Source organism: Spirillospora sp. NPDC048824 (assembly GCF_043198455.1).
Taxonomy (GTDB): domain Bacteria; phylum Actinomycetota; class Actinomycetes; order Streptosporangiales; family Streptosporangiaceae; genus Spirillospora.
In genome coordinates this window covers 239,462-264,300 of sequence record NZ_JBICUS010000006.1, presented here as the reverse complement: position 1 = coordinate 264,300, position 24,839 = coordinate 239,462, and the positions used below count along the sequence as shown (strand labels likewise).

The window sequence follows — 24,839 nt, the reverse complement described above, 5'->3', positions numbered from 1 at the left end:
CCCGCCCCGGGAGATGCCCGGTGATCTCCCCCTGACACGCGAATCCCCGCCGGGGTTAAATGGTCAATCCATGAACCAGATTCGGGAGGTCCGCGGTGACGGCCACGGAGGGTGAGAGCGAGGGGTTGGACTTCTGGTCGTTCGTCGATCTCGCGGGTCGCCGGCTTTCGGAGGAGTTCGGGTTCCCGCATCCGCTCGCGACCCGGCTGCTGCTGACCCTCAACCGGGCGTCGGCGATCGTCACCTACGACCTGGAGTCCACGGTGCACCGGCCGCGCGGGCATTCGTGGGCGGGGTTCCGGCTGCTGTTCGTCACCTGGCTCGCGGGACCGCTGGAGCCGGGACGGGCCGCCACGCTGGCGGGGATGAGCCGGGCCGCGGTGTCCAACCTGGCGAAGACGCTGATCGCGGACGGGATGATGGTCCGCACGCCGGGGGAGCGCGACGGCCGTTCGGTGATCCTGTCGCTGACCGAGCGGGGCCGGGAGGCGATGCTGGAGATCTTCGCCGCGCAGAACGAGCGGGAGCGGCAGTGGGCCGGGGTGCTCACCGAGACCGAGCGGCAGATGCTGATCATGCTGCTGGACAAGCTCATCGCCGGCCGGGACCGGTTCGACGTCCGCGAACGGAGCTGACTCCGGGGCCGGCGAGTGGTTGGGCCCTTCCCTGGACGGAAGAAGAGTCGTAGTGTCGGCACAAAGTAGTTAATGCGTTAATCATCGGAGGCGAAGGAGCATGGCCCACTACCGCCGGGTCGGCCACGTCCCGCCGAAACGCCACACCCAGCATCGCCACAGCGATGGGGACGGCGGCGAGCGGCTCTACTTCGAGGAACTGATGGGCGAGGAGGGCTTCTCGTCCGATTCGTCCCTCCTGTACCACCGGGAGATCCCGTCAGCGATCGTCGACTCGCAGGCATGGGAGATACCGGACGCCTCCACGACACCGAATCATCCGCTCAAGCCCCGCCACCTCAAGCTGCACGAGCTCTTCCCCAAGGAGACGTGGGCCGAGACCGACGCGGTCACGGGGCGGCGTCTCATCCTCGGCAACAGCGACGTCCGCCTGTCGTACGTCGTGTCCGCCGCCGACTCGCCGCTGTACCGCAACGCGACCGGCGACGAGATCGTCTACATCGAGTCCGGGACCGCCACGGTCGAGACCGTCTTCGGGACGCTGTCGGCCAAGCAGGGCGACTACGTCATCATCCCGACGTCCACGACCCACCGCTGGCTGCCCACCGGAGACCAGCCCCTCCGCGCCTACGCGATCGAGGCCGTGGGGCACATCGCGCCGCCGAAGCGCTACCTGTCGCGCTACGGCCAGTTCCTTGAGCACTCCCCGTACTGCGAACGCGACCTGCACGGCCCAGGCGAACCCCTCCAGTCCGACGGCACGGACGTCGACGTCCTGGTCAAGCACCGCGGTTCACGCGGCATCACCGGGACCCGCATGACCTACGCCCGGCACCCGTTCGACGTCGCCGGCTGGGACGGCTGCCTGTACCCGTTCACGTTCAGCGTCCACGACTACGAGCCCATCACCGGCCGCGTCCACCAGCCGCCGCCCGCACACCAGGTGTTCGAGGGGCACAACTTCGTCGTGTGCAACTTCGTCCCCCGCAAGGTCGACTACCACCCGCTGTCGATCCCGGTGCCCTACTACCACTCCAACGTGGACTCCGACGAGATCATGTTCTACTGCGGCGGCGACTACGAGGCCCGCAAGGGCTCCGGCATCGCGCAGGGCTCCGTCTCCGTCCACCCCGGCGGCCTCGCGCACGGCCCGCAGCCCGGCGCGTACGAGCGCAGCATCGGCGTCGAGTTCTTCGACGAGCTGGCCGTCATGGTCGACACGTTCCACCCACTCGAACTCGGCGAAGGTGCCCTGGCCTGCGAAGACGAGGCCTACGCCTGGACGTGGGCGAGGCGGCCATGATCCCCGCGTTCGCCCTCGGCCTCTGCGACGACGCGGCCGTGTTCCCGCCGGGCCTCGCGCCGCTCGCCGAAGCCGTCCCGGCCCACCGCCACCACCGGTCGGCCCCGTACGCGGCGCTCGTCGGCCCCCTCGTCCTCCCGGCCACCGCGCTGAGGGAACTCGACCGGCTGCTCACCGACAATGATCCGTTCGACCTGTCGATCACGGCGCCGGGCGGGCCGTGCGAGGCGGCCAAGGCGCTCGTGACCGCCGCCGACCTGCCCCTCGACCTGCGCGGGCTGGAGGTCGCCGTCCCCACCGGGATGGGGCCGGACGAGTTCTTCCGCGTGCTCGGCCGCGTCGACGTCCCCCTCTACGTCGAGGTGCCGAGGGACGCCCGCCGCCCCGCGATGATCTCCGCGATCGCCGCCCGCGGGCACCGCGCGAAGTTCCGCACCGGAGGCGTGAAGGCCAACCTGTACCCGGGCCCCGACGAACTCGCCGCCGCGATCCTCGCCGTGGTGGACGCCGGCGTCCCGTTCAAGGCGACCGCGGGGCTCCACCACCCCGTCCGCAACACCGACCGGGAGACCGGCTTCCACCAGCACGGCTTCCTCAACCTGCTGCTCGCGACCGACGCCGCCCTCGACGGCCGCCCGGTGGGCGACCTCGCCGCCATCCTCGCCGACCGCGACGCCCGGTCCGTCGCGTCCCGCGTGGCGCGGCTCGGCGACCGCAGGACGGTCGCCGCCCGCGCGTACTTCCAGTCCTTCGGGACGTGCAGCATCACCGACCCCCTCACCGAACTCGCGGACCTCGGGCTGCTCGCGTCCGCGCTCCAGGAGACCTCCCGATGACCCGCATCGCGATCCCCGAGGACTCCCTCTTCGGGCTCGCCAACCTCCCCTACGGCGTGTTCTCCACGCCTGGGACGGCCCCCCGCGCAGGCGTCCGCGTGGCCGACACGGTCGTGGACCTCACCGTCCTGGACGACGTCTTCGCCGCGCCGTCCCTCAACCCCTTCATGGCGCAGGGGCACGAGCGCTGGGTCGAGGTCCGCGAACAGATCCTCGACCTCGTCTCCGAAGACGTGCCGGACGCGGCCACCCACCCCGTCGACGCGGTCACCATGCACATGCCGTTCGAGGTGGCCGACTACGTCGACTTCTACGCGTCCGAGCACCACGCGTCCAACCTCGGGCGCCTCTTCCGCCCCGGCGCCGAACCGCTCATGCCGAACTGGAAACACCTCCCCGTCGGCTACCACGGCCGCGCGGGGACGGTCGTGCCGTCCGGGACCGGCATCGTCCGGCCCACCGGCCAGCGCAAGGGCGAGACCGCCCCCGACTTCGGCGAATCGCGCCGCCTGGACATCGAGGCCGAGGTCGGCTTCGTCGTCGGCACCGGCTCCCCGCTCGGTACCCCGGTCACCACGGACGACTTCTCCGAACACGTCTTCGGCGTCGTCCTCGTCAACGACTGGTCGGCACGCGACATCCAGGCATGGGAGTACGTGCCGCTCGGCCCGTTCCTGGGCAAGAGCTTCGCGACATCCGTCTCGCACTGGGTCGTCCCCCTCCTCGCCTTGGAGGCCGCCCGGGTCCCCACCCCGCCGCAGGACCCCGAACCCCTCCCGTACCTGCGCGAGAAGAACCCGTGGGGCCTCGACCTCTCCCTGGAGGTCACGTGGAACGGGCAGGTCGTCTCCCGTCCGCCCTACCGGGAGATGTACTGGTCACCGGCCCAGATGCTCGCGCACATGACGGTGAACGGCGCCTCGTCCCGCACCGGTGACCTGTACGCGTCCGGGACGGTCTCCGGCCCGGCCAAAGACCAGCGCGGCGCCTTCATCGAACTCACCTGGGGCGGCAAGGAACCGGTCGAGGTCAACGGCGAACCCCGCACATTCCTGGAGGACGGCGACGAGGTGGCCATCTCCGCCACCGCCCCGGGCCCGCCCGGCACCCGCATCGGCTTCGGCGACGTCCAGGGCCACATCCTCCCCGCCCGCTGACGGAAAGACCGCACCTCTGTGCGACCGACCCCGGAGCCGGACCGACATAAGGACGCAAAGTCGACCGCTTCTTGAATTCAACAGGTGCCCTGGGCGTGCGAGAGGGAAGGTAAGCCCACGTCACCTAATCCTCCGGAGGATGCTCCGGCCTTCAGTTCAGGCCGGGGAGGAATCTGGACTCGGTCAGGACCGTCCCGGCGCAGCCGGGACGGTTGCGAACTCGACGCCGTACCCGAGAGGCTCGGCATGGGCGACGATGCTGGGACAATCCGGGAAAGCCTGCAGCGAGCCGGGAAACCTCGGCGGCATGATCCCCCTGCTTCTCTTCCTCGATCGAAGCAGTTCTGGCATCGTCCTGCGGCCGATCGGAGCCGCCGACGAGGTCGAGGCCGAGATCCGGACTTCCCTTCGAGGGCTGCCCTCCTCCCCGGCTGCTACCGGTGGACAGGCCGCGTTGACGGAACCGGATCGCGCTCCGCGGCGTCCCTGCGGTGTAACCACCAACGGGAGGGCCGGCCGTGACCGCTCTGTTCATCCTCGCTCTGGTCATCGCGGCCGGCTTGGTCGTCCTCGGATGCATGGACCAGCAGAAGGTCTGGTGGAAGACCACCGCTTGGCGATACCGGAATCCGGAGGCCAACGAGCCGTCCGACACCGCACTCGGTATGCAGCGCGTCGCGTTCTTCGTGATCGCCATCATGTTCCTGGGCATCGCGGGCATCGTGAAGGCCGCCGACAACGCGAACGACTACTCCACCGCGCGAGTGAGGGTGGTCGCACAAACCCTGGAGACCCGCCTGGACCAGGGCACGATCGCCGATCTCCGCTCGTCGTTCGGCTCGACATCCGACCTCAACGAGGTCGTGCAAGCCGAAGGCGACGGCAAAGTGAAGATTCGTGCCGTCGGCGACGACCAGTACGAACTGACGAACCGCAAGGGCGAGAACCCCGTCTGCCTCACCCTCACGTTCGACAACCAGCCGCACCACCGCGGTGACCAGCCCTTCAACAATCCGATCATCACGTCACTCAACGACGGCCCCTGCTGACCCGGCGGCTCCGGTCGCGGCCGGCCATGGGCCGCGCCACCCTTTCGGCGCCGGCCTACCCCAGGCCCGCAAGGAAAGCGATCATGGCGGCGCTGACCTCGCCGGCGGCCTCCATCTGCACGAAATGTCCGGCTCCGTCGATGACGTGGGTTCGCCGGAGCCCCGGCACCAGCTCCTCCATCTGGTTCAACGCACCGGAACCCATCATCTGCAGGACGGGGTCACGCTCCCCCACGAGGAACATCGTCGGGACGGTGACGGGCTCGTCCGGACGCGTCTGCTTCTCGTTCCAGACGTGGTCGTAGGCGCGGTACCAGTTGAGGCCGCCGGTGAAGCCCGTCCGGCGGAACTCGTCCACGTAGTAGGCGAACTCGTCCCGCGACAACCACGGCCATGGCAGGGGTGGGGCTTCCGGCAAGACGTCGAGGTATCCGTTGCCTTCGCTTGAGTGCCGCCAGATGTCGAGGTACCGGTATCCGCCGCTGAGCGCCCAGAACACGTTCGCCAGGAAGCGCTCTGGGTCGGAGCCCAGTTCCTCATCGGCGGGCCCCTCCTCCTGGAAGTAGTGGACGTGGACGAAGTGCTCTTCGGCCATCCGCGCATACAGCTCGGTAGGCGGACGCCCCGAAACGGGCATGCGCGGGACGCTGAGCTGCATCAGCGCTTTGACCCGTCCCGGAGCCCACTGGGGCAGGTCCCAGACGAGGGCGGCCCCGAAGTCGTGTCCGGCGAAGACGGCATCGCCGATGCCCAGCCCGTCCAGGAGTCCGACCATGTCGGCCACCGTATGCCGCCGGTCATAGCTCGCCGGCGAGGCGGGACGGCCGCTCCGCCCGTACCCGCGCATGTCGACCGCGATGGCCCGGTACCCGGCCGCCGCCAGCGCCGGAAGCTGATGCCGCCAGCTGTACCAGAGGCCCGGGAAGCCATGGCACATCACCACCGGGAGCCCCTGCCCCTGCTCGACCACGTGAAGGGCGATGTCACCGGCGTCCACCAGGTGGTGGCGGCCTTCTCCAGGGCTCATGCCGACCTCTTCCGCCGGAGTCAGATGCAACGATCATCGGCGTCCGGTCCCGGTGCGGTGGCCGGCCTTCCCGTTCACCGGGACATCGCTGGACGGGACGTCCCCCATGGCGGAGGGTCGAGCCACCATGCCGCAGCCACCGAGCCCCGACCTCGCCGCGCGCATCGCCCGGTTGGAGGCCATCGAGGAGATCAAGGCCCTCAAGCATCGCTACCTGCGGGCCTGCGACACCAAGGACCCGAAGGAGTTCCGGGCCTGCTTCATCGCGTCCGGCGCCTCGATCGACTTCGACCGCCTCGGAACCTTCGACGACGCGGACGGCATCGCCGAGGTGTTCGAGCGGATCGCCCTGCGGCAGGTCGACGGGAAGCACGTGATCCTCGACATGCATCACGGAATGCACCCGGACATCACCGTCCACGGCGAAGACCGGGCCTCGGGCCGCTGGACGCTGAAGTTCCGCCAGGTGAACATGCTCGACAGCACCGAGACGGTCAGCACCGGCGAGTACGACGACGAGTACGTGGTCGAGGACGGCCGCTGGAAAATGTCGAAATGCCATTTCCGCCGTTTCTGGGCGATCACCCGTCCGATCGGCGACGGCTGCCGCATCGAGCAGCAGGATTCCCGCGGCCTGTAAACGTTTTTCTAAACGGCCTCGGCCGAGAAGAACCGCCAGGTGTGCAAGGGAGTGGAGCGCACCTTCCGGTGGGCTCTCGACCACGGTGTGAACATCGCGTTCGGCACCGACCTGATGCTGAACCCCGCGAAGAGCGCCCGGCAGAGCGAGATGGTCACGCGCCTGACCGGGTTGACGGGAAGCCCGATCGAATATCCAGGAACAGGCGATACGGTATGACCAAATCGGTATGTCCTCACTGACCGTCGAGGCATCCCGAGCCTTCATCGCCAAGACACTGGACTCGTTCTCATGATCATCAAGTGGCGCAAGTCCACGCGGTCAGAAGACCACGGCAACTGCGTGGAACTGGCCTCACTCCCCCAGGCCATCGCCATCAGGGACAGCAAGGCGCCCGACGCCGGTCACCTCACCCTCACCTCCCGGGCCTTCGCCGACCTCCTCGTCCAACTGAGGCGAAACGAATAGCCCACCGAAGGAGCCTTGGTCGAGAGGGTCAGTGGCGGCCGAGGACGCAGAACTCGTTGCCCTCCGGGTCGGCCAGAACCGTCCACGGAACGTCGCCCTGGCCAAGGTCGATGTCGGCGGCGCCGAGAGCCCGCAGCCGGGTCACCTCCGCCTCCTTGTCATCGATGGGATCCGGCAGCAGGTCGAGATGGACGCGGTTCCACCATGCCCTCGCGCCGGATTTGCGGAGGAACTCCAGATACGGCCCGGGACCGTCGGCGGAACGCAGCACCGCATGATCGTCGGTCACTTCGTGGAGGGTCCAGTTCAACGTCTGGTCCCAGAACCGGGCCATGGCACGCGGATCGGCGCAGTCGACCACCACCGCGGCTATCGGCCCGGTGTCCCGGTACATCTCCCGCGGCTCCAGGACGCAGAACACGTTGCCCTCCGGGTCGGCCAGAACCGTCCACGGGACGTCGCCCTGGCCCACATCCGCGGGCGTCGCACCGAGGTCCTTCAGGCGCGCGACCAACTCCGCCTGATGGGCCGCCGAGGTGGTGGCCAGATCGAGGTGCACCCGGTACTTCACCGTTTCGGGATCCGGGACGGAGACGAGATCCATGTAGAAGGCGGCGGGGTCCGGCCAGTCGACGCCCTCTGGTTCGAGGTTGGTCACACCGGGTCCCTCGCTGGAGACGTCCCAGCCGAACGCCTCCGCCCAGAACCGGCCGAGCGCCGCGTCATCGCGAGCCTTGACGTTCACCTGAACAAGCCGTAGCACCATGCCGCCCGATCATAGGCGGGGGCCGGTGATGGAGTGCGGCATGGCGGTTCCGGATCAGGCGGCGGGGTTGCGGACGGTGACGCTGATGCGGTTCCAGGCGTTGATGGCGGTGATCGCCATGACCAGGCCGGCGAGGGACTCCTCGTCGTAGTGGTCGGCGGCCTCGTTCCAGACGTCGTCCGGAACCCCGGCCGGGTTGTCGGCGATCCGCGTGGACGCCTCGGCCAGCGCGAGCGCCGCCCGCTCCTCGTCGGTGTAGAAGGGCGCCTCGCGCCAGGCCGCCACCGACCAGAGCCGTTCGTCGGTCTCACCGGCCTTCTTCGCGTCACGGGCGTGCATGTTCACGCAGAACGCGCAGCCGTTGATCTGGCTGACCCGCAGCTTGACCAGGTACAGGGTGGTCTGCGGGAGGCCGCTGCCCGCGACGTACGACTCCAGGGCGAACATCGCCTTGTATCCGGCGGCGGCGGTCTTCGCGATGTTCATACGTGCTTGCATGATGCTCTCCTTGATCTGGACGTTGGATATCTAGAATTGGGATGGACGACGGTCCGGGTGGGGCAGAACAGGAGATCAGGTGCGCAGGTTCGCGAACCCGTTGCGGGTGTTGCCGGGCACGGCCGGGTTCCGCCGCTCCACGGTCTTCTTGAGGTCGGCGATGGTCACTCCGGCGAGTTCCCTCCGCCAGGCGAGTTCCGCCCGCCGCATGCTCTGGGAGACGGCGCAGGTCTGGCGGTAGTCGACGCCCTCATGGTCCCCCGGCCCCCGCCGGACGAGTTCCTCGCAGCGGAACGCGCCGTCCGATCCCTCGATCGCGGTCACCACGTCCATCATCGTGATGTCCTCCGCCCTTCGTGCGAGCCGGAAGCCGCCCCGCGGCCCCGGCGTGGAGGCGAGGATCCCGGCGCGGGCGAGCGCCTGCAGCTGCTTGTTCAGGTAGGCCGCGGGCAGCTCGTAGAACTTCGCCAGCCGCGCCGCCGTCACCGCCTCACCCGGCTCCAGCCAGGTCAGGTTGAGGCAGCTGTGGAGCGCCCACTCGACGCCTTCACTCATCCGCACAATCTGGATATTAAACATCCAGGATGTATCCCGCAACTCCGGCACCCAGGCTCAGGGACCAGACCGTTCTGTCGGGGCCGGGTACGAAGATGTCCGCATGCCGCACACGACTCGTCCGCCGATCATGGACATCACCGAAGACATTCCCGGGCTGGCCGCTTACGCACGTACCGCCGTCCGCCTGCATCCTCGGCGAGGCAACCCGACCCCGGACGACAGCAGCATCGGGGGGCCGCTGCGGTGGCCCGCCGACGAGCCCTGGCCCTTTTGCGACCAGCAGCACGGCCGTGGGGGGTCCCCCCAGGCGCCGGTCGCGATGGTGCCGATCGCGCAGGTGTACGCGGCCGACGTCACCGCCTACCCGTTCCCGCAGGGAAGCGATCTTCTGCAGATCCTGTGGTGCCCCAACCACGACGCCTATTGGCCGGACGAAACGATCAGTGTGCGATGGCGCCGCGCGGCCGACGTCACCGCGGTCCTCGCCGACCCACCGGCGCCTCACATGGTCGAAGCGGAGTGGCTGGTCCCGACCCCTTGCGTCCTCGACCCTGAGCCGATCACCGAGTACCCGTACCACGAAGAGCTCCCCCGGGAGCTCCGGGACGCACTCGAAGACTGGAGGACGGACTATCCCGCGTACCAGTACGGCCTGTCGATCGCGTCCGGCTGCAAACTGGGCGGCGGCATGTCCTGGGAAGTCACCGACATGGGCGACCCGCCGACGTGCGGGCAGTGCGGCGCTCCCGCCCACCTGATCCTGCAACTCGACAGCTCCGAATGGGGCGGCGAGTCCGACCACGACGGCGGCCCGCCCCGCTGGAGGCCCATCGAGGACGCCGACCTCGACAGCGGCGCCGACGACGCCTACTGGGCCGCCAAGGAACCGACCGGCCTGGAGATCGGCCGCTACAGCCATGGCGGCTTCTTCGGCTGCTCCGCCGACCACCGGCACCCGGTGACGTTCCACTGCCAATGACCGGCAGCGCCGCCGGCGACTTCCGCGGTGCGGCTTCTCCGCTGCCCGCGGTCGTACGCGCCGCGGCGTCAGGTCAGAAGACCACGCCCGCGTCGCGGGCGATGAGCTCGTCGGTCGCGCGTTCGGCCACCGCGGCAATCGTCATCGAGGGGTTGCAGCCCGCGGTGGTGCCGGGTATCAGCGCGCCGTCCAGCACGTAGAGGCCGCGGTGTCCCCGGACCCGGCCGGCGAGGTCGCACACCGTCCCCATCGAGGCTCCACCCAGCGGGTGCCAGGTGGAGGGGTAGGCCGCGGTCGTGTCGATGAGCAGGGACGCCGGGCCGGCGATGTCCGCGACCCGCTGGTGGATGCGTTCGGCCAGCGCGGCGTCGGCGTCGCGGGGCCAGTGGAGCACGGCGTCGTCCTTGGCGGAGTCGTAGACGAACCGGCCCCGGCCGGAGCTCACGCCATAACCGACGATCATGGTGGACCTGATGTCGGGCAGCGGCGGGAGGGACGCCTGGATGACCGTGTTGGCGTACGCGGGGTCGCTCCACTCCTTGCTGCCGTAGACGACGGGCCCGCCCTGGGGCATGCCGAACTCGTCCGCGAAGTTCGTCCAGACGTAGATGCGGTCGCCGTTCGAGCCCCAGCCGGTGCCCAGGCCGTCGGGCATGTCCGGGATCTGGTCCTTGGCCGACGCACGCATCAGCAACCTGGTGGTGTTGGCGGTACCGGCCGCCATGACCAGGCCCTTCGTGGTGATGATCTTCTTCTCGAGCACGGTCCCGTCGGTGCCGATGCGGTCGACGAAGACCTGCCAGCGGCCGTCCCCCGTCATGGCGACGTCGGTCACGTTGTGCCGCGTCGCGACGGTCACCCGGCCGGTGGCCAGCGCCGCGGCGATGTAGGTGACGTCGACCGAGTGCTTGCCGCCGTTGTTGACGCCGAGGGCGCAGTCGCCGTTGGTGTAGGACGGCTTCATCTCCCCCTTCAGCTCGCGCAGTGCGAAGTCCCAGTCGATCGGCATCGGGATCTTCGACAGGGGGTGGCCCGCTCGTTCGACGTTCCGGGCGAAGATCCGCGACGCCTTGTAGGTGCCGCTGTTCACCAGGGCGTCCGGCGCCGTTTCGATGCGCAGCATGCGCGCGACGCGCCGGTAGTGGACGCGGTCCATCCGGGTGTAGTCGAGCTGTTCGGGCAGCGTGGCGTTGAACACGCTCTCGGAGGGCTGGAGGGTCATGCCCTGGTAGACCAGTGATCCTCCGCCGACGCCCGCTGCGACGATCATGTCCATTCCGTTGCCGGGGACCTGCTCGAGAAGCCCGGTGTACGGCGGGAAGGGCCGTACCGGGACACCGAGGATCGTCGGGGTCGATCCCAGCCAGAACATGCGCCGGTCGGGGGACATGGCGTGCGGAAACGTCTCGGCGTTCGGCCCGGTGCGCCACCACACGCCGCGTTCCAGGACCAGGCACGGCACCCCGGCCTGCGCGAACCGGAGGGCCGTCACACCCCCTCCGAAGCCGGAGCCGATGATCACGACGCGATGCTCCTCGCGCGTCACCGGCACCCGGCGCCGCGCGGCGGCGTGGACGGGCGGCGGCCCGACGGCGGCCAGCCCTGCGGTGGCGGCGGCGCCGGCGAGCAGGGAACGGCGGCTCAACGCGGACATGGGCCCTCCAGTTCGGGCAGGGAGCGGAAGGTCAGTGCCCGAGGCCTTCACATGGGCACCGATCAGTGGGTTACCGGCGGGTCACAACGCGGAGGAGCGTAACCGAGCCGACTCCCCAACGTCTAGCCGATCGGCTAGTAAATCGATAGCCGATCGGCTATCAGAACTCCGCCGCGGTGCGTGCGCGGGGAAGGGGTCGCAGACGCATCAGCCGGCGAGCGGTGTCCAGCAGATGGCGGCGCAGGGTGTCATCGTCCAGGTCGGCCAGCCGGGGATCCAGACCGGCCGCCATCAGCCCCCCGCTGAGCATGGCGGCGCCGACGAGCGTTTCGGCGTCCGGCTCCGGGCCGGCGAGAACGCGGTTGATGCGCTCCTCCAGCGCGTACAGGACGGGATGCCCGCGAACGAGCCTGCTGACAGCGGGATCGGTCAGGATGATGGCGCTCACTCGCCGGTGCTCCACCACCAGGTCCACCACGCCCGCCAGGGCGGTCCCGACCTGCCGGGAACGCCGTGGCTGCGCTTCCGCTTCACGCGCCACCTCCGCGAGCCGCTCCAGCGCCGGCGCGACCACCGCCCAGACGATCTCCTCTTTACTCTGGAACCGGTGGTAGACGGCGGCCTTGGTCACTCCCAGCTCGTCCGCGATCATCTGCAGGGACGTCCCGCTCACACCATGCCGGGAGAACAGGTTCAGGGCGGCGGACAGCACCCGCTCCGGCGCCGCGCCGCCCCGCTGCTCCTTGCCCGCCATCCGACTCCCAGCTCTCGCACCGGCACCAGGCCGGTCCCGGCCGGCCGCACTCTCGGGAGCCGGGCCCCCGCAGCCTCGCGACCCCGCCCCTCGCGATGGTAACGGCCACCGCGATGATCCACCCTCTCTCGCGTCGGCCCTGTTCGACGCGCTTCCGGGCCGGCGGGCGGCGCACCACGCGGCCTGCGCTAGTTTCGTCTCGATGGATCCCATTGAGCCGACTTTCCGGACGGCCGCCGCGGCCGACGTCCCCGCCCTCGTGACGCTCATCGAGAGCGCCTACCGCGGCGACGCGAGCCGGGCCGGGTGGACGACCGAGGCCGACATCCTCGGCGGCCAGCGCACCGACCCCGAGGGCGTCGCCGCCGTGGTGAACGACACCGCCGGCCGGATGCTCCTCGCCGAGGTGGACGGCGCCCTGGTCGCCTGCTGCCAGCTGGAGAACCGCGACGGCCACGCCTATTTCGGCATGTTCGCCGTCTCCCCCACCCTCCAGGGCGGCGGCCTCGGCAGGCGGGTCCTCGCCGAGGCCGAGCGGCTGGCGCGCGAAGAATGGGGCGCGGACGAGATGCACATGACGGTGATCACCGCTCGCGAGGAGCTCATCGCCTGGTACGTCCGGCGCGGCTACACCCGGACGGGTGAGACGAGCCCGTTCCCGTACGGCGACGAGCGATTCGGCCTCCCGAAGCGCGACGACCTGGAATTCGAACTCCTGGTGAAGAAACTCACCTGACCTGCCACCGTCCCGCACCGCAACAGTCGAGCCCGCCGGTACGGACCCGCTGTCTCCTGAAGGTCGCCTGTCCGGATCCGGACATCCAGCCATCGGTTTGTGAACCTTGACCGCAATGTCCCAGCGCACTCGCGCCTCCACATCCCTCCGGCAAGCGATCACGTCTCCGACTGTGGCAAAGTTCTTCCCGCGCGAGGATTCAGCGTTTACCTGATTGGTTAATACTGAAGGAGGGCGGACGCGATTGGAGGTGCGGTATGCGGACCCGGACCTGCGCGACCTCTGCGCGTCCGACCGGGCTCTTCGCAAGACCTACGGTGCCGTGTGCGCCAAACGGATCGCGGCACGGCTTCGAACGCTGGACGCTGCCGACTCCATCGACGACCTCATGCGGGCACCAGGCCACTGCCATCCGCTCAACGGCGAGTACTACAGGGACTGCTTCGCCTTCCGCTTGCACGGCGGGTTGCGGCTGGTCTTCCGGTTGATGACGGACGAGGAGAGAAAGGATCAAGAGATCCCGGATGACACGGCCGCGCTGGTCGTTGAGATCATCGACTACCACCAGGGTTGATCAGGTGAAATTCGGAAGGGAGTGAGGACCATGGCGACGCCCCCTGAGTTGCATCCCGCCGCCGAGCCGGACTACGCCACGCCGCCGGGCGAAACGATCCGCGAGTTTCTGGGCGACCTGGACATGACGCAGCGGCAGCTGGCCGTTCGCCTCGCCCTCACCCCCAAGCATGTCAATCAGTTGATCCAGGGCCTGGTTCCGCTTTCGCCGGACGTGGCGGCCCGCCTGGAACTGGTGACCGGAATGCCCGCGCGGATGTGGAACCGGCTGGAGGCCGACTACCAGACCACCGTGAGCCGTCTGCGTCAGCGCGAGGACTTCGCCGAACTCGCCTCCTGGGTCAGGGACGAGATCCCCGTTCGAGAACTGGTCAAGCGGGGGGCCCTGCCGGACGGCCCCAAGGACGAACGCAGTCGCGTCCAGCAGGTTCTGACATTCTTCGGTGTCGCGCACCTGGACACCTACCGGGAACTGTACGAGTCGACCGCCGTCAACTTTCGGCAGAGCAAAGCGTTCAAGTCCGGCCCCGGTGCCGTCGCCGCGTGGATTCGCCTCGGCGAACTGAAGGCGCAGGAAGTGCGATGCAAGCCGTACACGAAGGCCGGTATCGAGACCGCTCTACCGAGACTGCGACAACTGACCGTCCAGCCGCCCGAGGTGTTCTTCCGGCTCACCCGCGACATCTGTGCGGCCAACGGAATCGCGGTCGTCGTGGTGCCCGAGATCACCGGTGCCCGCTCCTGCGGAGCCACCAAGTGGCTGTCCCCCACCAAGGCGATGGTCATGCTCAGCGGCAGGTACAAGAAGAACGACCAACTGTGGTTCACGTTCTTCCACGAGTTGTGCCACGTCATCAGGCACGGCAAGCAAGAGGTCAGGATCGAGGGCGACACGGATCGCGAGGATCCCGTCGAGCGGGAGGCGGACGAGTTCGCGCGGGACCTCCTGATTCCACCGGCGAAGGCAGCCCTTCTTCCTGGCCTCAAGACCTTGGACGATGTGAAGCGATTCGCCGATGAAATCGGTATCGCACCGGGCATCGTCGTGGGCCGAATGCAGCACGAGGGGCACTTCACATACAAGGTCGGCAACGGGCTCAAAGAAGACATCAACCTGGCCGAGTCGGGCGACTGACGAGGTCGTGCCAGGCTTGCTCACCGCTTGGTGTGGGTTGGGTTAGGAGTGGAGCGGGGGAAGGCTCACGCGGCGGCATGTACAGGGCGGCGTCCGGTCGTGATAATTCGAGACGCTTCCTGGTGTTCGTCCCCCAGTCACTGGAGCGCCCGTGCGCCTGGCCCGATTCGCGTCATTCGCCGTCACCGTGATGGTCGTCCTCTGCCTCGGTTCCCCCGTCCATGCGGCTGGACCGCAGTACTACCTGGCCTTGGGCGACTCGCTGTCCGTGGGTTTCCAGCCAGGCCAGGGCCCTACCGGCGAGGGCTATGCCGACCGGCTTCACGCCGCGCTGAAGGCGGAGCATCCCGACCTTCAACTGGTGAAAATGGGCTGCCCGGGCGAGACCACCACGACGATGCTCAACGGCGGGATCTGTTCCTACTCCACGGGCTCCCAGATAGCCGCCGCGGTCGCATTCCTCGAAAAGCATCCTGGTCAGGTGCGGTACGTCACCGTGAACATCGGCGCCAACGACACGAGCTGCCTGCTGGAGGGCGATGTCGTCTGCGGTTTGCAGGGCGTGGGCGCGATCATCGCGAACCTGCCGCAGATCACCGCGAGGCTGCGGCTGGCCGGCGGCGACTCCCCCGTCTACGCGGGGATGACGTACTACGACCCCGGCCTGGCCGGCTGGCTGTCCGGTACCGCCGGGCAGGCCACGGCGATCGCCTCGGTGCCGCTGCTGGACGTGTTCAACACCTGGGAGCGAGGCGTCTACCTGGCCGGCGGGTTCAGGATCGCGGACGTCGCGGCGACGTTCGCCACCCACGACTTCGCCACCCAGGTCACCATGGACCCGTACGGGACGATCCCGCTGAACGTGGCACGCATCTGCGCCTGGACCTACCAGTGCAGCCACAACGACGGCCACGCCACACCAGCCGGGTACCAGCGGATCGCCGACACCTTCCTGCGCGCCATCTCCTAGAGACGTTCCAGCGGGTCGATCGTCTTCGCGGCGTCCGCGCCGTTTGATGGAAATTACGTAGTTACGTAGTATTGGAGTTGTGGAAGACGACGAGCTGGTGGAGCGGGTCGGGCGCTTGGAGGAGCGCGTGGCCCGGCTGGAGAGCGCGGACGCGACGGCCGAGGGGCCGAAGGCGGAGGACGCGCTCTGGGCGCTGAACGCCCTGAAGGGGCGCGTCGAAGATCCCGGCGCCGTGCTGTTCACCGGGTCCGTGACGGTGCCGTCCGGCGAACACTACGAGTGGCAGCAGGGGCATCCGGTGGACGACCTGCTGGCCGACGACTGGTCGCGCGCGGCGGAGACGCTGTCGGCACTGGCGCATCCGGTGCGGCTGCTGCTGCTCCGGGAGATCCTGCACGGTGCCGGCACGACGGCCGAGCTGGGCGCCCACGTCGGTACGACCGGGCAGCTCTACCACCATCTGCGCCAGCTGGTGGCCGCCGGCTGGCTGCGCACCACGGCGCGGGGACGGTACAGCGTCCCCGGTGAACGGGTGGTGCCGATTCTCACCGTGCTCGCGGCGACCCGCCGCTGAACCCTTTGGAGGGACGATGCACAGGACACTCGCACGCTTCCGGACGCTGTTCGTCCTGCTGGGAATGGCGCTGACGTTCAGCGAAGCCCTGCACGGCTCGGACGCGCTCTCGTACGCCGGGCTCGCACTGATCGTCGGCGGCCTCGTGCTGTTCTTCATCCCGGGCGGCGTACCCGGAAGGGAGCCGGTCGTGGTGCGCAGCCCGGTGCGCGGACGCTGGGTCCCGGTGAACAGCCCCGCCGACAAGGTCCCCAGCCACGGCACCCACGAGCTGGGGCAGACGTATGCGATCGACCTCGTGCACGCGCCGGATCCGGCGGAGGGGTGGCAGCCGATGCGCGGGTGGCCGCTCGCGGCGCGGCCGGAGACGTTTCCCGCGTTCGGGCAGGAGATCCTCGCCCCGGCCGACGGCGTCGTCGTCCAGGCCAGCGGGTGGCAGCGTGACCACTGGAGCCGCAACTCGTGGCCCGGGTTCCTCTACCTGATGGTCGAAGGGATGGTCTTCCGCGCGTTGCTGTCCTTCCTGACACTGTCGGCGGGACGGTTCGTCGTCGGCAACTCCGTGGTGCTGGACCTCGGCGACGGGGTGTACGCGGTGTTCGCCCATGTGCGGCGCGGGTCCGTCCGCGTCAGGAAGGGCGACCGGGTTCGGACCGGGGACGTGCTCGGCGAGGTCGGCAACTCCGGCAACTCGTCTGAGCCCCACCTGCACTTCCACCTCATGGACCGTCCGCGTCCCGTGGCCGCCGCCGGGCTCCCGTTCACGTTCCGGTACGAGAGCGGCGGCGAAACCAGGACGGGGGTTCCCGGCGGACGCCGGCCCTTCGTCGCCTCCGTGGACCAAGAGCCGGCGACCGCCGGCGGCAACCCCCCGGCCTGATCCGGCGGGGACGCCGGCTCCTCGAAACGCAGCGCGTGACCTTGCCCGCGGTTTGAGACTTTCGCAACGCGAAGCGCGCGTTACCGAGGGTGAGGTCGGCAAACCTTCATAGGGAACGTCAATGAAACAATTGAGGGTGGACGGCACTTCATCGGAAGGTTGAGGGACGTGAAGTTCATCCTTGAGGTCGACATGAGCGAAGGCGTGGTGGGCGAGGACGCCGCCCGCGAGCTGGGCCGCATCCTGCGGTACTGGGGCGGCAACCTCCACCACTACGCGCTGAAGCCCGGTGACGGCTCGGCCGTCTACGACTCGGGCTACAGCGACGTCGGGCAGTGGCGGATCGAGGAGCCCGCCGAGACGTGACGGTCAGCGGGAGCCGGGTCGCCAGCCGGGGTCACGACCGGACGCGGCCAGTGCCCGCTCGAAGGGCGGCGCGTCCTCGTCCACGGGTGCGGGAGCGGCGAAACCGTCGTACTGGCGATACATTTCGGCGTTCTGCTCCACGATCCGGAGGATGAACCGGCCGGTATCGGGTGAGACGTTGTACTCGTCGCCGGTGGCCTTCGCGACGTCCCAGCCGTGCAGGGCCATTTCCAGGATCATCATCGCGGCGATGTCGGCGGCGGGGGTGCCGGCGATGTCGCCGTCCCACACGGCCGGGTCCGCCCAGGCCGCGACCGCGCGGTCGAGCTGCCCGGCGTACTCCTGCGGCCAGGCGGCATCGGCGGTGAAGTCGTGCCCGATGAGCTCGTCCGGAAGCTCCTTGCGCAGCGCACGGTGTTCGAGGCCGTGGGACGTGTAGAGCACCAGGTGGTTCACCAGCGTCCGGAGGTCGAACCCGCCGCACGGGGTCGGATCCGTCAGCCGGTCCTGCCGAACGGTGTGGGCGACACGTGCGGCCTCGGCGGCGCATTCCTTCAAGTAGGCGTGGTTCTCATGCATACGCAGCACGCTACGAGCGCCCGCGGGGACACCTCTTGGACAAATGCGCCAAGTACCCTGGTCAGGTGGGCGAACTTGGACGAGGGGTGCTGTACCCACGCGAGCAGGCGACCGTCGCCACCGTCGAGCGGGCGTCTCCCAGCCCCGCCCTGGCGCGTTTCGTGGAGTTCTACTGGCACGTGCAGTGGCGGACGGAGAAGCCGTACGAGACGAAGGTGCTGTCCCACCCGAACGTCCACCTCGTCTTCGAGGAACCCTTCCCGCTGATCTATGGCGTGGATCGGACGCTGTTCGTCCGGCGCCTTGAAGGACGGGGGCAGGTCCTCGGCGTGAAGTTCCGGCCCGGCGCGTTCCGGCCGTTCGCGGCGGGGCCGGTCATCGACCTCGCCGACCGCAGGGTGCGCGCCGCGGACGTCCTGCGCCCGGAAGTGGAGGACGCCGGCCGCGCCGTCCTCCGGCACACCGATATCGGCGCGATGGTGGAATCGGCCGAGGAGTTCCTCCTGAACGGCCTTCCCGCCCCGGATCCCGTCGCCGAGGAAGTGGCTGGAATGGTCGAGGCCATCATCGCCGACCCCGCCCTCTTCCGCGTCGACCAGGCGGCCGATGCACTGCACGTCTCCGTCCGGACCCTGCAACGGCTGTTCGCCGAGTACGTGGGCGCGAGCCCCAAATGGGTGCTGCGGCGGGCACGTCTCCACGAGGCCGCGTCGCGCGCCGACCAGGGCGTCCACATCGACTGGGCCGCATTGGCCGGCGACCTCGGCTACTTCGACCAGTCACACCTGACCAGGGACTTCACCGCCACCGTCGGCGTCTCCCCGGCCAGATACGCCGGGGTCTGAGCCCTCAGCCGGGCGCCGGGACCAACCGGAAGGCGACGAAGGCCGGGAGCTGCTCAAGGGTCGCGTGGTCCTGCGGGTAGCGTTCGGCCATTTCAGGGACGGGACGAGGTTCGAGAAACTCCTCGATGAGGAACCCGGCTTCGCGGAACTCGGCGCAGATCGCGGTCAATGGGCGGCGCCAGGCCCGGATGGGCCAGTTCCGTTTCGGGCTCAACGACTCTTCCACCGCCTCCTCGGTGAAATACGAGCCGCCGAAACGAATCCATCCCATGACCGGGTGCTCTGTCGACAGGACGAGAGCGCCCCGCGGCGTCAGGATGCGGCGGAACTCCTCCAGGAGGGCGACCCGGTCATCGATGTAGTGCAACGCCAACGCGAGGACGACCAGGTCGGCGGAGTCGTCCGGTACCCAGGTCAGCGGCCTGGACAGATCATGGACGCGCAGGTCGGCGCGTTCCTCGCAGCGGGCGCGGGCGAGTTCGACGAAGGTGGGGCTCACATCGCAGCCGGTGACATGGGCGCCGCGGCTCAGCAGTTCGCGGGCGTAGAGGCCGGGGCCGCAGGCCGCGTCGAAGACCGACAGCCCGTCGACGTCCCCGGCGAGACCGAGCACGGCCGGCCGGTCGTAGAGGGCGTTGTAGGCGCTGTCCTCGGCGTGGGAGGCGTACTCGTCGGCAAAGCGCTCATACATGCCCCAATCGTCGCAGAAAGATCAACAGTCCGTGTCAACGCCCACGACCGATCCCGGTCAGATCCCCGGGACGGCATGAAGAAGGCGCGGAGGGATCGCGGACCCCGACCGACCCGCGAGCCCTCCGCGCCTTCGCCTGTGGGGCGGGTGGCGCGGCGTGGTTTCAGTAACCACCGCCTGACCCGTAGCCGCCGTAGCCGTTGCCGTTGCCCCGGCCATAGCCGTTGCCTCGGCCCTTGCCGTTGCCGGGGGACGAGCCGATGGCGGTGGCCCTGTCGCCCGTGGGGGTGGTGGCCCACCAGACGCCGCCGACGCCCTGGCCGTTCGTGTCGCCGGGCTGCCCGTCCTTCGCGTAGTAGTACACGGGCCAGCCGTCAATGGTGATCTGGCACTCGCCGTCGTCCTTGCGCTCGATGAAGTCGACCACCTTCTTGCTGACGCCTTCGAGCCTGACGTCCTTCCAGCCCCTGAAGACGACCGGTGGCCACGCCTTCTTGCAGTCGCCGAAGCAGGTGGTGGTCGGCGGCCTGTCGTCGTCCTTGTCGAAGCGGTAGAGCGTGCGGCCCTGGCCGTCGGTCAGGATGCGGCCGAGCTTCGGGTCGTTCCTGGCCCTGATGACCATGCCCCGCTTCGGGGGTGCGTCCGCGTTCTGGGCGGCGGCCTTCCTGCCGGTCGGGGACGCGGCGTACCAGGTGCCGCCGACGCCCTGGCCGTTCACGTCACCCGGGCTCTTGTCCTTGACGTACCGGTACAGCGGCCATCCCGCGAGGGTGACCTGCCACCGGCCGTCGGGACGCTTGACCTTGCCGACCAGGGACTGCCGGACGCCCTCGACCTCCGTCCGCGCCTGGCCCGCCCACACCGGCGGCCACGCCTTCGCGCACGCCTCCGCGCAGGTGGACGCGGACGGACGCGCGGTGTCGTTGTCGAACCGGTAGAGGGTCCGGCCGTCGCCATCGGTGACGATCGTGCCGAGCCTGGCGATGCGGGCGACCTCCAGCGTGGTGGGCGCGGCCGCCGGCGTCGGGGCCGGCGGGGCCGAGGGGGCGGCCTGCGCCTGCTTCTGGGTGCCCGCGGCGTTCTGCTTGCTCCCGGCGCTCTCCTGTCCGCACGCCGTGATCACCAGCCCGGAGGCGGTGAGGGCGGCCGCGGCGGGGAACGCCCAACGTGGGATTTTCATGCCGTGTGTCCTCCAGGTCGTCCAGGGTCCCGGCTCCGGTTCCGGTTCCCGCACGTCGGCCGGGTCCGAGCCGCCGCACCGCTCTCCCGAACCGAGGAGCAGTACGGTGTGGCACCCGGACGGGTTCAACCCACCTGAACCCACCGGAACCGACCGGCCGCGGGCCGGGTCCCTATGCACAGTTGTTCACATCGACGTTTCGCGAGGCAGACAGCAGTGACCACCGGCGACGACGCACCCGCGGACCCTCCGATCAATCTGAGCAAGCGGCGGCCGGACGAGCCGGTCCGGGAACGGCCGGGCCCGGCGTGGATCGTGATCCCGGCGCGCGTCGTCGCACTGATCGTCGTCGTACCGATCCGCCTCGTCCACGACCTGGTGGTGCTGGTCGCGCGGGGTGTGCGGGCGGTGTGGAACGGGCTGATGCGGGCGCCGGGACGGCTGGGCCGGCTCATCGGCCGGATGCTGCGGTGGGTCTGGCTCGGGCTGTACCGGTGGCTGCTCGCCCCGGTGGGGCGGCTGGTCGCGGCCGTCGCGCGAGGGATCGGCGCGCTGCTCCACCTCCTCATCGTCCGGCCGCTGCGCTGGCTGGGGGGCGGGATCGGGCACCTGGCCCGCTGGGTCTACCGTGTGCTGATCGTCCCGGTGGGCCGGTTCCTCGCCATGGTCGGACGCGGACTGGGATGGCTTCTGGGGCTGCTTCTGCTCAGCCCGCTTCGGGCACTGGTACGCGGGCTGGCCTGGCTCGCCGGGATCACCGGCCAGGCGCTCACCCTGCTGTTCAAGGGCATCGGCCTGCTGATCGCCGTGCTGGTGGTCATCCCGGCCGTGTTCGTGTGGCGCTACCTGCTGCGTCCGCCGCTGCTCGGCCTCGCCTGGCTGGCACGCGGCGCCCTTCTCCTGCTCGGTGCGGTCGGGAGCGTCCTCGCCGCCGGCTGGCGCGCGTTCGCGGGTGGCGTGGCCTGGTCCTGGCGGCTGATCGGCCGGTGCCTGGCGTGGCTCGCGCGTGTCCTGGTCGTGCTGCCCGCCCGGGCGGTGTGGCGGTACGTCCTGGCGCCCATCGCGGCGGGGGTCGCGGGGACATGGCGGCTCGCGGCCCGCGTCCTGCGGTGGCTGTGGCGCACGCTCGTCGTCGCTCCGGGACGGGTCCTGATCGTCGCTCCGGCGCGGTGGGTCGGTAGCAGCGTGCTGCGTCCGGCCGGGCGGGGCGTCCGGGAGACGTGGCGGGTCTGCGTGCGTGATCCCGTCAGCTCGGCCCGCCGGACGATGCGGGAGGCGGGCCGGGACGTCCGGCTCCAGCTCCGCCGCACCTTCCGCGGACGCTGAACCGCGCGCTGCTCGTCCCGCCCGGACGTTCGGCCCCCCTCGACGGGTTTTCGGACAGGCCCGGCTGAGATACTTGCGGACGATGTATCGACTCCTGTTCTCACTGGTCATCGTCCGCGTCCCGGCGGAGACCGTCCACCACCTGACGCTTCGTGCGCTCCGCGCGATCCAGTCGGCGCCGGGGGCCGTGCCGCTCCTGCGGCGGCTGCTCGCGCCCCGAGACCCGGCGCTGGCCGTACGCGCCCTCGGGCTGGACTTTCCCAGCCCGCTGGGCCTCGCCGCCGGGTTCGACAAGGACGCCGTCGCCTACGAGGCGCTCGGCGCGTTCGGGTTCGGCCACGTCGAGATCGGCACGGTGACGGGGCGTCCGCAGCCCGGCAACCCGCGCCCGCGGCTGTTCCGGCTCGTCCCCGACCGGGCGGTCATCAACCGGATGGGCTTCAACAACGAGGGTTCGGAGGCCGCCGCGCGCCGGCTGCGCGGCCGGGGCGGCGGGACGATCGTCGGGGTCAACATCGGCAAGACGAAGGCCGTCCCGGAGGCGTCGGCGGCCGCCGACTATGTGGCGAGCGCCGGGCGGCTCGCCCCGCACGCGGACTACCTCGTCGTCAACGTCAGCTCCCCCAACACCCCCGGCCTGCGGAACCTGCAGGCCGTGGAGCACCTGCGCCCGCTCCTGGCGGCGGTGCGCGAGGCCGCGGACCGCGCGTCCGCCCGCCGCGTCCCGCTGCTGGTCAAGATCGCCCCCGATCTCGCGGACGACGACATCGACGCGGTCGCCGATCTCGCCCTCGACCTCGCCCTGGACGGCATCATCGCGACCAACACCACCATCGGCCGGGACGCCCTGCTCAGCCCGCCCGCCGTGGTGAAGGAGACCGGGGGGCTGTCCGGCGCGCCGCTGAAGGAGCGTTCGCTGGACGTGCTGCACCGGCTGCGGTCCCGCACCGGCGGCCGGATCGCGCTGATCTCCGTCGGCGGTGTGGAGACGGCGGACGACGTGTGGGAACGCATCCGGGCGGGCGCCACCCTCGTCCAGGGCTACACCGGCATGATCTACGGCGGGCCGCTGTGGGCCCACCGCGTCAACCGCGCCCTGTCCCGCCGCCTCCGCGAAAGCACCTTCCGCACCCTGGACGACGCCCGCCGCTAACCGAAGAAGCCGTCGGCGATCAGGTCCGGGAGGACGTCGTCCGCTTGCGCGCGTACCTCGGCCGGGTCCGTGCCGGTCAGCTGGGCGATCGCGCCCAGCAGCGGGTCGAGGGGCAGGGTGCCGTCGCAGACGCCCGCGAGGGCGGCCTCGACCGTCCCGACGGCGGCGGCGCGGCGGAGCCTGCCGGTCTGGCGCAGCACGATCCGCTCGGGGTCCTCGGCGCCGGGCGCGCCGATCTGTTCCTGGACGATGCCGGACGCGACCCCCAGAGTCTGTCCACAGGCTGTGGAAAACTCTGCGGCCTTGGCGAGGCCGTCCAGCACGTCGTCCACGTAGGCGCCGACGGGCTGCTCGACGGCATGCCGCAGTTCCTCGATCCGGACGGCCGGGCGCTCGCTGCGACGCAATGTGATCCACCCGAATCCGATGCCGGTGACACCGAGGCGCTCGAAGTGATCGAGCCACGCCCCGTACCGCGCCCGGTACTCCGGGGTCCCGGCCTCGCAGGAATCCCGCAGCCACAGCTCGGCGTACTCCGCCGGGTCCTGGACGTCCCGCTGGACGATCCACGTGTCGCACCCGTCCACCCACGAGCCGACGCGTTCCTCCCACGGGACACCGTCGATATGCAGCCAATTCGCCAGGAGCTGGCAGTATCCGCCGTCGGTCAGGTGCCGTGGAGCGTCCCCGACGAGACGCCGGCAGAAGTCGTCGCCCGGCATCCCGGACTCCCGGTAGGTGAAGTGCCGCCCGCCGGACGGCGCGACGACGAACGGGGGGTTGGACACGATCAGGTCGAACCGGCGGCCGCGGACGGGCTCCAGCAGCGACCCCTGGAGCAGTTCGGCACCGTTCAGGCCCGACAGCGCGAAGCTCATTTCGGCCAGTGCCAGAGCCCGCGGATTGACGTCCGTCGCGGTGATCCGCGCGGCGGGGGAACGCCCCGCCAGATGCACCGCCTGAACACCGCAGCCCGTCCCGAGATCGAGCACGTTTTCCACAGGCTTGTGGACAACTAGCCGGGCCAGGCCGCCGGACGCGCCGCCCGCACCCACCACGTGATCGGCCCCCGGGACGGCTCCAGACCCCGGCCGCACCGTGAGATCCGACACGACATATCCGGCATGGCCGGGATCCCGGGCAAGCCCGTCCCCGCTCACCGCCTCCAGCGGGCTCGACGCGCAGCCGGGCCCGCAGTTCTCCGCCCGACACCTCGGCGAGGCCGGCGGCCACCAGATCGTCCGCCGCGATCGCCGCCGCGTCCACGGGCACCTGCAGCCAGAACAGCCGCGTCAGGACCTCCACCGGCGAGCCGCCGCCGGTCGCCCGCAGCGCCGGCGTGATCTCGTCCCGCGCCAGCGCCCCGCCCGCGACCGGCCCGAGCAGCTCCCGCACCCCGGCGACGGTGTAACCCGCCCCCAGCAGGACGTCGCGGACGCGAAGAAGAGGCTCCCGAAGATCAGACACTCCCCCATCCTGCCCCCTGCCCGAGGGTCACGGGGTCCTC

Annotated in this window: 28 protein-coding genes and 1 pseudogene; 19 read left to right on the top strand and 10 right to left on the bottom strand. The window is 69.9% G+C overall.

Annotated features, from left to right (window positions below; translation table 11 throughout):
• The first annotated feature begins 95 nt into the window (after positions 1–95).
• The 5 genes from ACGFIS_RS14495 to ACGFIS_RS14475 all read left to right on the top strand — a co-directional run bounded on the left by ACGFIS_RS14495 (position 96) and on the right by ACGFIS_RS14475 (position 4,980).
• Positions 96–635, top strand: coding sequence for a MarR family winged helix-turn-helix transcriptional regulator (locus tag ACGFIS_RS14495; RefSeq protein ID WP_392911280.1), 540 nt, complete (start codon positions 96–98; stop codon positions 633–635).
• 100 nt (positions 636–735) lie between these two features.
• Positions 736–1,938 (top strand): homogentisate 1,2-dioxygenase, encoded by a 1,203-nt coding sequence (locus ACGFIS_RS14490; protein WP_392971022.1) that lies wholly within the window; start codon positions 736–738, stop codon positions 1,936–1,938.
• Positions 1,935–2,774 carry a hypothetical protein gene (locus ACGFIS_RS14485; RefSeq protein ID WP_392971019.1) on the top strand — a complete coding sequence of 280 codons (840 nt, stop codon included), beginning with the start codon at positions 1,935–1,937 and terminating at the stop codon, positions 2,772–2,774. The genes ACGFIS_RS14490 and ACGFIS_RS14485 overlap by 4 nt, the downstream gene beginning before the upstream one ends.
• Positions 2,771–3,931 carry a fumarylacetoacetase gene (gene fahA / locus ACGFIS_RS14480; protein WP_392911274.1) on the top strand — a complete coding sequence of 387 codons (1,161 nt, stop codon included), beginning with the start codon at positions 2,771–2,773 and terminating at the stop codon, positions 3,929–3,931. The genes ACGFIS_RS14485 and fahA overlap by 4 nt, the downstream gene beginning before the upstream one ends.
• A gap of 578 nt (positions 3,932–4,509) precedes the next feature.
• Positions 4,510–4,980, top strand: a complete 471-nt coding sequence (locus ACGFIS_RS14475; protein WP_392911272.1) for a hypothetical protein — start codon at positions 4,510–4,512, stop codon at positions 4,978–4,980.
• Between the two features lie 55 nt (positions 4,981–5,035).
• Here ACGFIS_RS14475 and ACGFIS_RS14470 read toward each other — a convergent pair whose 3' ends face one another.
• Positions 5,036–6,007, bottom strand: a complete 972-nt coding sequence (locus ACGFIS_RS14470) for an alpha/beta fold hydrolase (RefSeq protein WP_392911270.1) — start codon at positions 6,005–6,007, stop codon at positions 5,036–5,038.
• 106 nt (positions 6,008–6,113) lie between these two features.
• Between ACGFIS_RS14470 and ACGFIS_RS14465 the strand changes: the two genes are divergently transcribed.
• The 3 genes from ACGFIS_RS14465 (at position 6,114) to ACGFIS_RS14455 (ending at position 7,115) form a co-directional block, all read left to right on the top strand.
• Positions 6,114–6,647, top strand: a complete 534-nt coding sequence (locus ACGFIS_RS14465) for a nuclear transport factor 2 family protein (protein ID WP_392911268.1) — start codon at positions 6,114–6,116, stop codon at positions 6,645–6,647.
• Between the two features lie 51 nt (positions 6,648–6,698).
• The gene (locus tag ACGFIS_RS14460) at positions 6,699–6,866 is read left to right on the top strand and encodes a hypothetical protein (RefSeq protein ID WP_392911266.1); all 168 of its coding nucleotides are present in this window, start codon (positions 6,699–6,701) and stop codon (positions 6,864–6,866) included.
• A gap of 72 nt (positions 6,867–6,938) precedes the next feature.
• Positions 6,939–7,115 carry a DUF397 domain-containing protein gene (locus tag ACGFIS_RS14455; protein WP_392971016.1) on the top strand — a complete coding sequence of 59 codons (177 nt, stop codon included), beginning with the start codon at positions 6,939–6,941 and terminating at the stop codon, positions 7,113–7,115.
• 28 nt (positions 7,116–7,143) lie between these two features.
• Here ACGFIS_RS14455 and ACGFIS_RS14450 read toward each other — a convergent pair whose 3' ends face one another.
• The 3 genes from ACGFIS_RS14450 to ACGFIS_RS14440 all read right to left on the bottom strand — a co-directional run bounded on the left by ACGFIS_RS14450 (position 7,144) and on the right by ACGFIS_RS14440 (position 8,934).
• On the bottom strand, positions 7,144–7,881 hold the full coding sequence (locus tag ACGFIS_RS14450; RefSeq protein WP_392971013.1) for a VOC family protein: 738 nt from the start codon (positions 7,879–7,881) through the stop codon (positions 7,144–7,146).
• Between the two features lie 54 nt (positions 7,882–7,935).
• Complete coding sequence (locus ACGFIS_RS14445; RefSeq protein ID WP_392911262.1) at positions 7,936–8,379, bottom strand: carboxymuconolactone decarboxylase family protein; 444 nt, start codon at positions 8,377–8,379, stop codon at positions 7,936–7,938.
• Between the two features lie 75 nt (positions 8,380–8,454).
• Complete coding sequence (locus tag ACGFIS_RS14440; protein WP_392911260.1) at positions 8,455–8,934, bottom strand: RrF2 family transcriptional regulator; 480 nt, start codon at positions 8,932–8,934, stop codon at positions 8,455–8,457.
• A 103-nt stretch (positions 8,935–9,037) separates the two neighbouring features.
• Here ACGFIS_RS14440 and ACGFIS_RS14435 point away from each other — a divergent pair, with 103 nt between their 5' ends.
• A complete protein-coding gene (locus ACGFIS_RS14435) occupies positions 9,038–9,916 on the top strand; it encodes a hypothetical protein (protein WP_392911258.1) in 879 nt (292 codons plus the stop codon).
• Positions 9,917–9,989: 73 nt separating this feature from the next.
• Here the strand turns inward: ACGFIS_RS14435 and ACGFIS_RS14430 are convergent, their stop codons facing one another.
• Both ACGFIS_RS14430 and ACGFIS_RS14425 read right to left on the bottom strand, forming a co-directional pair.
• Positions 9,990–11,570, bottom strand: a complete 1,581-nt coding sequence (locus tag ACGFIS_RS14430; protein WP_392971010.1) for a GMC oxidoreductase — start codon at positions 11,568–11,570, stop codon at positions 9,990–9,992.
• Between the two features lie 160 nt (positions 11,571–11,730).
• Positions 11,731–12,324, bottom strand: a complete 594-nt coding sequence (locus ACGFIS_RS14425; RefSeq protein WP_392971007.1) for a TetR/AcrR family transcriptional regulator — start codon at positions 12,322–12,324, stop codon at positions 11,731–11,733.
• Between the two features lie 202 nt (positions 12,325–12,526).
• On the opposite strand from ACGFIS_RS14425, the gene ACGFIS_RS14420 reads away from it, so the two are divergent.
• The 7 genes from ACGFIS_RS14420 (at position 12,527) to ACGFIS_RS14390 (ending at position 17,558) form a co-directional block, all read left to right on the top strand.
• Positions 12,527–13,060, top strand: a complete 534-nt coding sequence (locus tag ACGFIS_RS14420) for a GNAT family N-acetyltransferase (protein WP_392911250.1) — start codon at positions 12,527–12,529, stop codon at positions 13,058–13,060.
• Between the two features lie 244 nt (positions 13,061–13,304).
• Positions 13,305–13,634, top strand: coding sequence for a type II toxin-antitoxin system RelE/ParE family toxin (locus tag ACGFIS_RS14415; protein ID WP_392911248.1), 330 nt, complete (start codon positions 13,305–13,307; stop codon positions 13,632–13,634).
• A gap of 30 nt (positions 13,635–13,664) precedes the next feature.
• The gene (locus ACGFIS_RS14410; protein ID WP_392971257.1) at positions 13,665–14,768 is read left to right on the top strand and encodes an ImmA/IrrE family metallo-endopeptidase; all 1,104 of its coding nucleotides are present in this window, start codon (positions 13,665–13,667) and stop codon (positions 14,766–14,768) included.
• A gap of 151 nt (positions 14,769–14,919) precedes the next feature.
• Complete coding sequence (locus ACGFIS_RS14405) at positions 14,920–15,738, top strand: SGNH/GDSL hydrolase family protein (RefSeq protein ID WP_392911244.1); 819 nt, start codon at positions 14,920–14,922, stop codon at positions 15,736–15,738.
• A 79-nt stretch (positions 15,739–15,817) separates the two neighbouring features.
• Positions 15,818–16,312, top strand: coding sequence for an ArsR/SmtB family transcription factor (locus tag ACGFIS_RS14400; RefSeq protein ID WP_392911242.1), 495 nt, complete (start codon positions 15,818–15,820; stop codon positions 16,310–16,312).
• A 16-nt stretch (positions 16,313–16,328) separates the two neighbouring features.
• On the top strand, positions 16,329–17,192 hold the full coding sequence (locus ACGFIS_RS14395; protein ID WP_392971004.1) for a M23 family metallopeptidase: 864 nt from the start codon (positions 16,329–16,331) through the stop codon (positions 17,190–17,192).
• A gap of 168 nt (positions 17,193–17,360) precedes the next feature.
• Positions 17,361–17,558 carry a hypothetical protein gene (locus tag ACGFIS_RS14390; protein ID WP_392911238.1) on the top strand — a complete coding sequence of 66 codons (198 nt, stop codon included), beginning with the start codon at positions 17,361–17,363 and terminating at the stop codon, positions 17,556–17,558.
• A 3-nt stretch (positions 17,559–17,561) separates the two neighbouring features.
• Here the strand turns inward: ACGFIS_RS14390 and ACGFIS_RS14385 are convergent, their stop codons facing one another.
• Positions 17,562–18,137, bottom strand: a complete 576-nt coding sequence (locus ACGFIS_RS14385) for a TIGR03086 family metal-binding protein (RefSeq protein WP_392911236.1) — start codon at positions 18,135–18,137, stop codon at positions 17,562–17,564.
• A 65-nt stretch (positions 18,138–18,202) separates the two neighbouring features.
• Between ACGFIS_RS14385 and ACGFIS_RS14380 the strand changes: the two genes are divergently transcribed.
• Positions 18,203–18,982: a DUF6597 domain-containing transcriptional factor gene (locus tag ACGFIS_RS14380; RefSeq protein ID WP_392911234.1), complete on the top strand. Its 780-nt coding sequence runs from the start codon at positions 18,203–18,205 to the stop codon at positions 18,980–18,982.
• Between the two features lie 4 nt (positions 18,983–18,986).
• Here ACGFIS_RS14380 and ACGFIS_RS14375 read toward each other — a convergent pair whose 3' ends face one another.
• The gene (locus tag ACGFIS_RS14375; protein ID WP_392911232.1) at positions 18,987–19,673 is read right to left on the bottom strand and encodes a class I SAM-dependent methyltransferase; all 687 of its coding nucleotides are present in this window, start codon (positions 19,671–19,673) and stop codon (positions 18,987–18,989) included.
• A 163-nt stretch (positions 19,674–19,836) separates the two neighbouring features.
• Positions 19,837–20,853 carry an SCO0930 family lipoprotein gene (locus tag ACGFIS_RS14370; RefSeq protein WP_392911230.1) on the bottom strand — a complete coding sequence of 339 codons (1,017 nt, stop codon included), beginning with the start codon at positions 20,851–20,853 and terminating at the stop codon, positions 19,837–19,839.
• A gap of 216 nt (positions 20,854–21,069) precedes the next feature.
• Between ACGFIS_RS14370 and ACGFIS_RS14365 the strand changes: the two genes are divergently transcribed.
• Together ACGFIS_RS14365 and ACGFIS_RS14360 are read left to right on the top strand one after the other, a co-directional pair.
• The gene (locus ACGFIS_RS14365; RefSeq protein WP_392971001.1) at positions 21,070–22,179 is read left to right on the top strand and encodes a hypothetical protein; all 1,110 of its coding nucleotides are present in this window, start codon (positions 21,070–21,072) and stop codon (positions 22,177–22,179) included.
• Between the two features lie 82 nt (positions 22,180–22,261).
• On the top strand, positions 22,262–23,332 hold the full coding sequence (locus tag ACGFIS_RS14360) for a quinone-dependent dihydroorotate dehydrogenase (RefSeq protein ID WP_392911226.1): 1,071 nt from the start codon (positions 22,262–22,264) through the stop codon (positions 23,330–23,332).
• On the opposite strand, the pseudogene ACGFIS_RS14355 reads toward ACGFIS_RS14360, so the two are convergent.
• Positions 23,329–24,799, bottom strand: a pseudogene (locus tag ACGFIS_RS14355) (methyltransferase). The gene ACGFIS_RS14360 and the pseudogene ACGFIS_RS14355 sit on opposite strands and share 4 nt — an antisense overlap.
• Between the last annotated feature and the right edge of the window lie 40 nt (positions 24,800–24,839).

What these genes read in the sequence shown, in the direction of transcription:
- ACGFIS_RS14490 (WP_392971022.1), top strand. Translation starts at nt 736, where the DNA reads ATGGCCCACTACCGCCGGGTCGGCCACGTCCCGCCGAAACGCCACACC.
- ACGFIS_RS14485 (WP_392971019.1), top strand. Translation starts at nt 1,935, where the DNA reads ATGATCCCCGCGTTCGCCCTCGGCCTCTGCGACGACGCGGCCGTGTTC.
- fahA (WP_392911274.1), top strand. Translation starts at nt 2,771, where the DNA reads ATGACCCGCATCGCGATCCCCGAGGACTCCCTCTTCGGGCTCGCCAAC.
- ACGFIS_RS14475 (WP_392911272.1), top strand. Translation starts at nt 4,510, where the DNA reads ATGGACCAGCAGAAGGTCTGGTGGAAGACCACCGCTTGGCGATACCGG.
- ACGFIS_RS14470 (WP_392911270.1), bottom strand. Translation starts at nt 6,007, where the DNA reads ATGAGCCCTGGAGAAGGCCGCCACCACCTGGTGGACGCCGGTGACATC.
- ACGFIS_RS14465 (WP_392911268.1), top strand. Translation starts at nt 6,114, where the DNA reads ATGGCGGAGGGTCGAGCCACCATGCCGCAGCCACCGAGCCCCGACCTC.
- ACGFIS_RS14455 (WP_392971016.1), top strand. Translation starts at nt 6,939, where the DNA reads ATGATCATCAAGTGGCGCAAGTCCACGCGGTCAGAAGACCACGGCAAC.
- ACGFIS_RS14450 (WP_392971013.1), bottom strand. Translation starts at nt 7,881, where the DNA reads ATGGTGCTACGGCTTGTTCAGGTGAACGTCAAGGCTCGCGATGACGCG.
- ACGFIS_RS14445 (WP_392911262.1), bottom strand. Translation starts at nt 8,379, where the DNA reads ATGCAAGCACGTATGAACATCGCGAAGACCGCCGCCGCCGGATACAAG.
- ACGFIS_RS14440 (WP_392911260.1), bottom strand. Translation starts at nt 8,934, where the DNA reads ATGAGTGAAGGCGTCGAGTGGGCGCTCCACAGCTGCCTCAACCTGACC.
- ACGFIS_RS14435 (WP_392911258.1), top strand. Translation starts at nt 9,038, where the DNA reads ATGCCGCACACGACTCGTCCGCCGATCATGGACATCACCGAAGACATT.
- ACGFIS_RS14430 (WP_392971010.1), bottom strand. Translation starts at nt 11,570, where the DNA reads ATGTCCGCGTTGAGCCGCCGTTCCCTGCTCGCCGGCGCCGCCGCCACC.
- ACGFIS_RS14425 (WP_392971007.1), bottom strand. Translation starts at nt 12,324, where the DNA reads ATGGCGGGCAAGGAGCAGCGGGGCGGCGCGGCGCCGGAGCGGGTGCTG.
- ACGFIS_RS14420 (WP_392911250.1), top strand. Translation starts at nt 12,527, where the DNA reads ATGGATCCCATTGAGCCGACTTTCCGGACGGCCGCCGCGGCCGACGTC.
- ACGFIS_RS14410 (WP_392971257.1), top strand. Translation starts at nt 13,665, where the DNA reads ATGGCGACGCCCCCTGAGTTGCATCCCGCCGCCGAGCCGGACTACGCC.
- ACGFIS_RS14395 (WP_392971004.1), top strand. Translation starts at nt 16,329, where the DNA reads ATGCACAGGACACTCGCACGCTTCCGGACGCTGTTCGTCCTGCTGGGA.
- ACGFIS_RS14385 (WP_392911236.1), bottom strand. Translation starts at nt 18,137, where the DNA reads ATGCATGAGAACCACGCCTACTTGAAGGAATGCGCCGCCGAGGCCGCA.
- ACGFIS_RS14375 (WP_392911232.1), bottom strand. Translation starts at nt 19,673, where the DNA reads ATGTATGAGCGCTTTGCCGACGAGTACGCCTCCCACGCCGAGGACAGC.
- ACGFIS_RS14370 (WP_392911230.1), bottom strand. Translation starts at nt 20,853, where the DNA reads ATGAAAATCCCACGTTGGGCGTTCCCCGCCGCGGCCGCCCTCACCGCC.
- ACGFIS_RS14360 (WP_392911226.1), top strand. Translation starts at nt 22,262, where the DNA reads ATGTATCGACTCCTGTTCTCACTGGTCATCGTCCGCGTCCCGGCGGAG.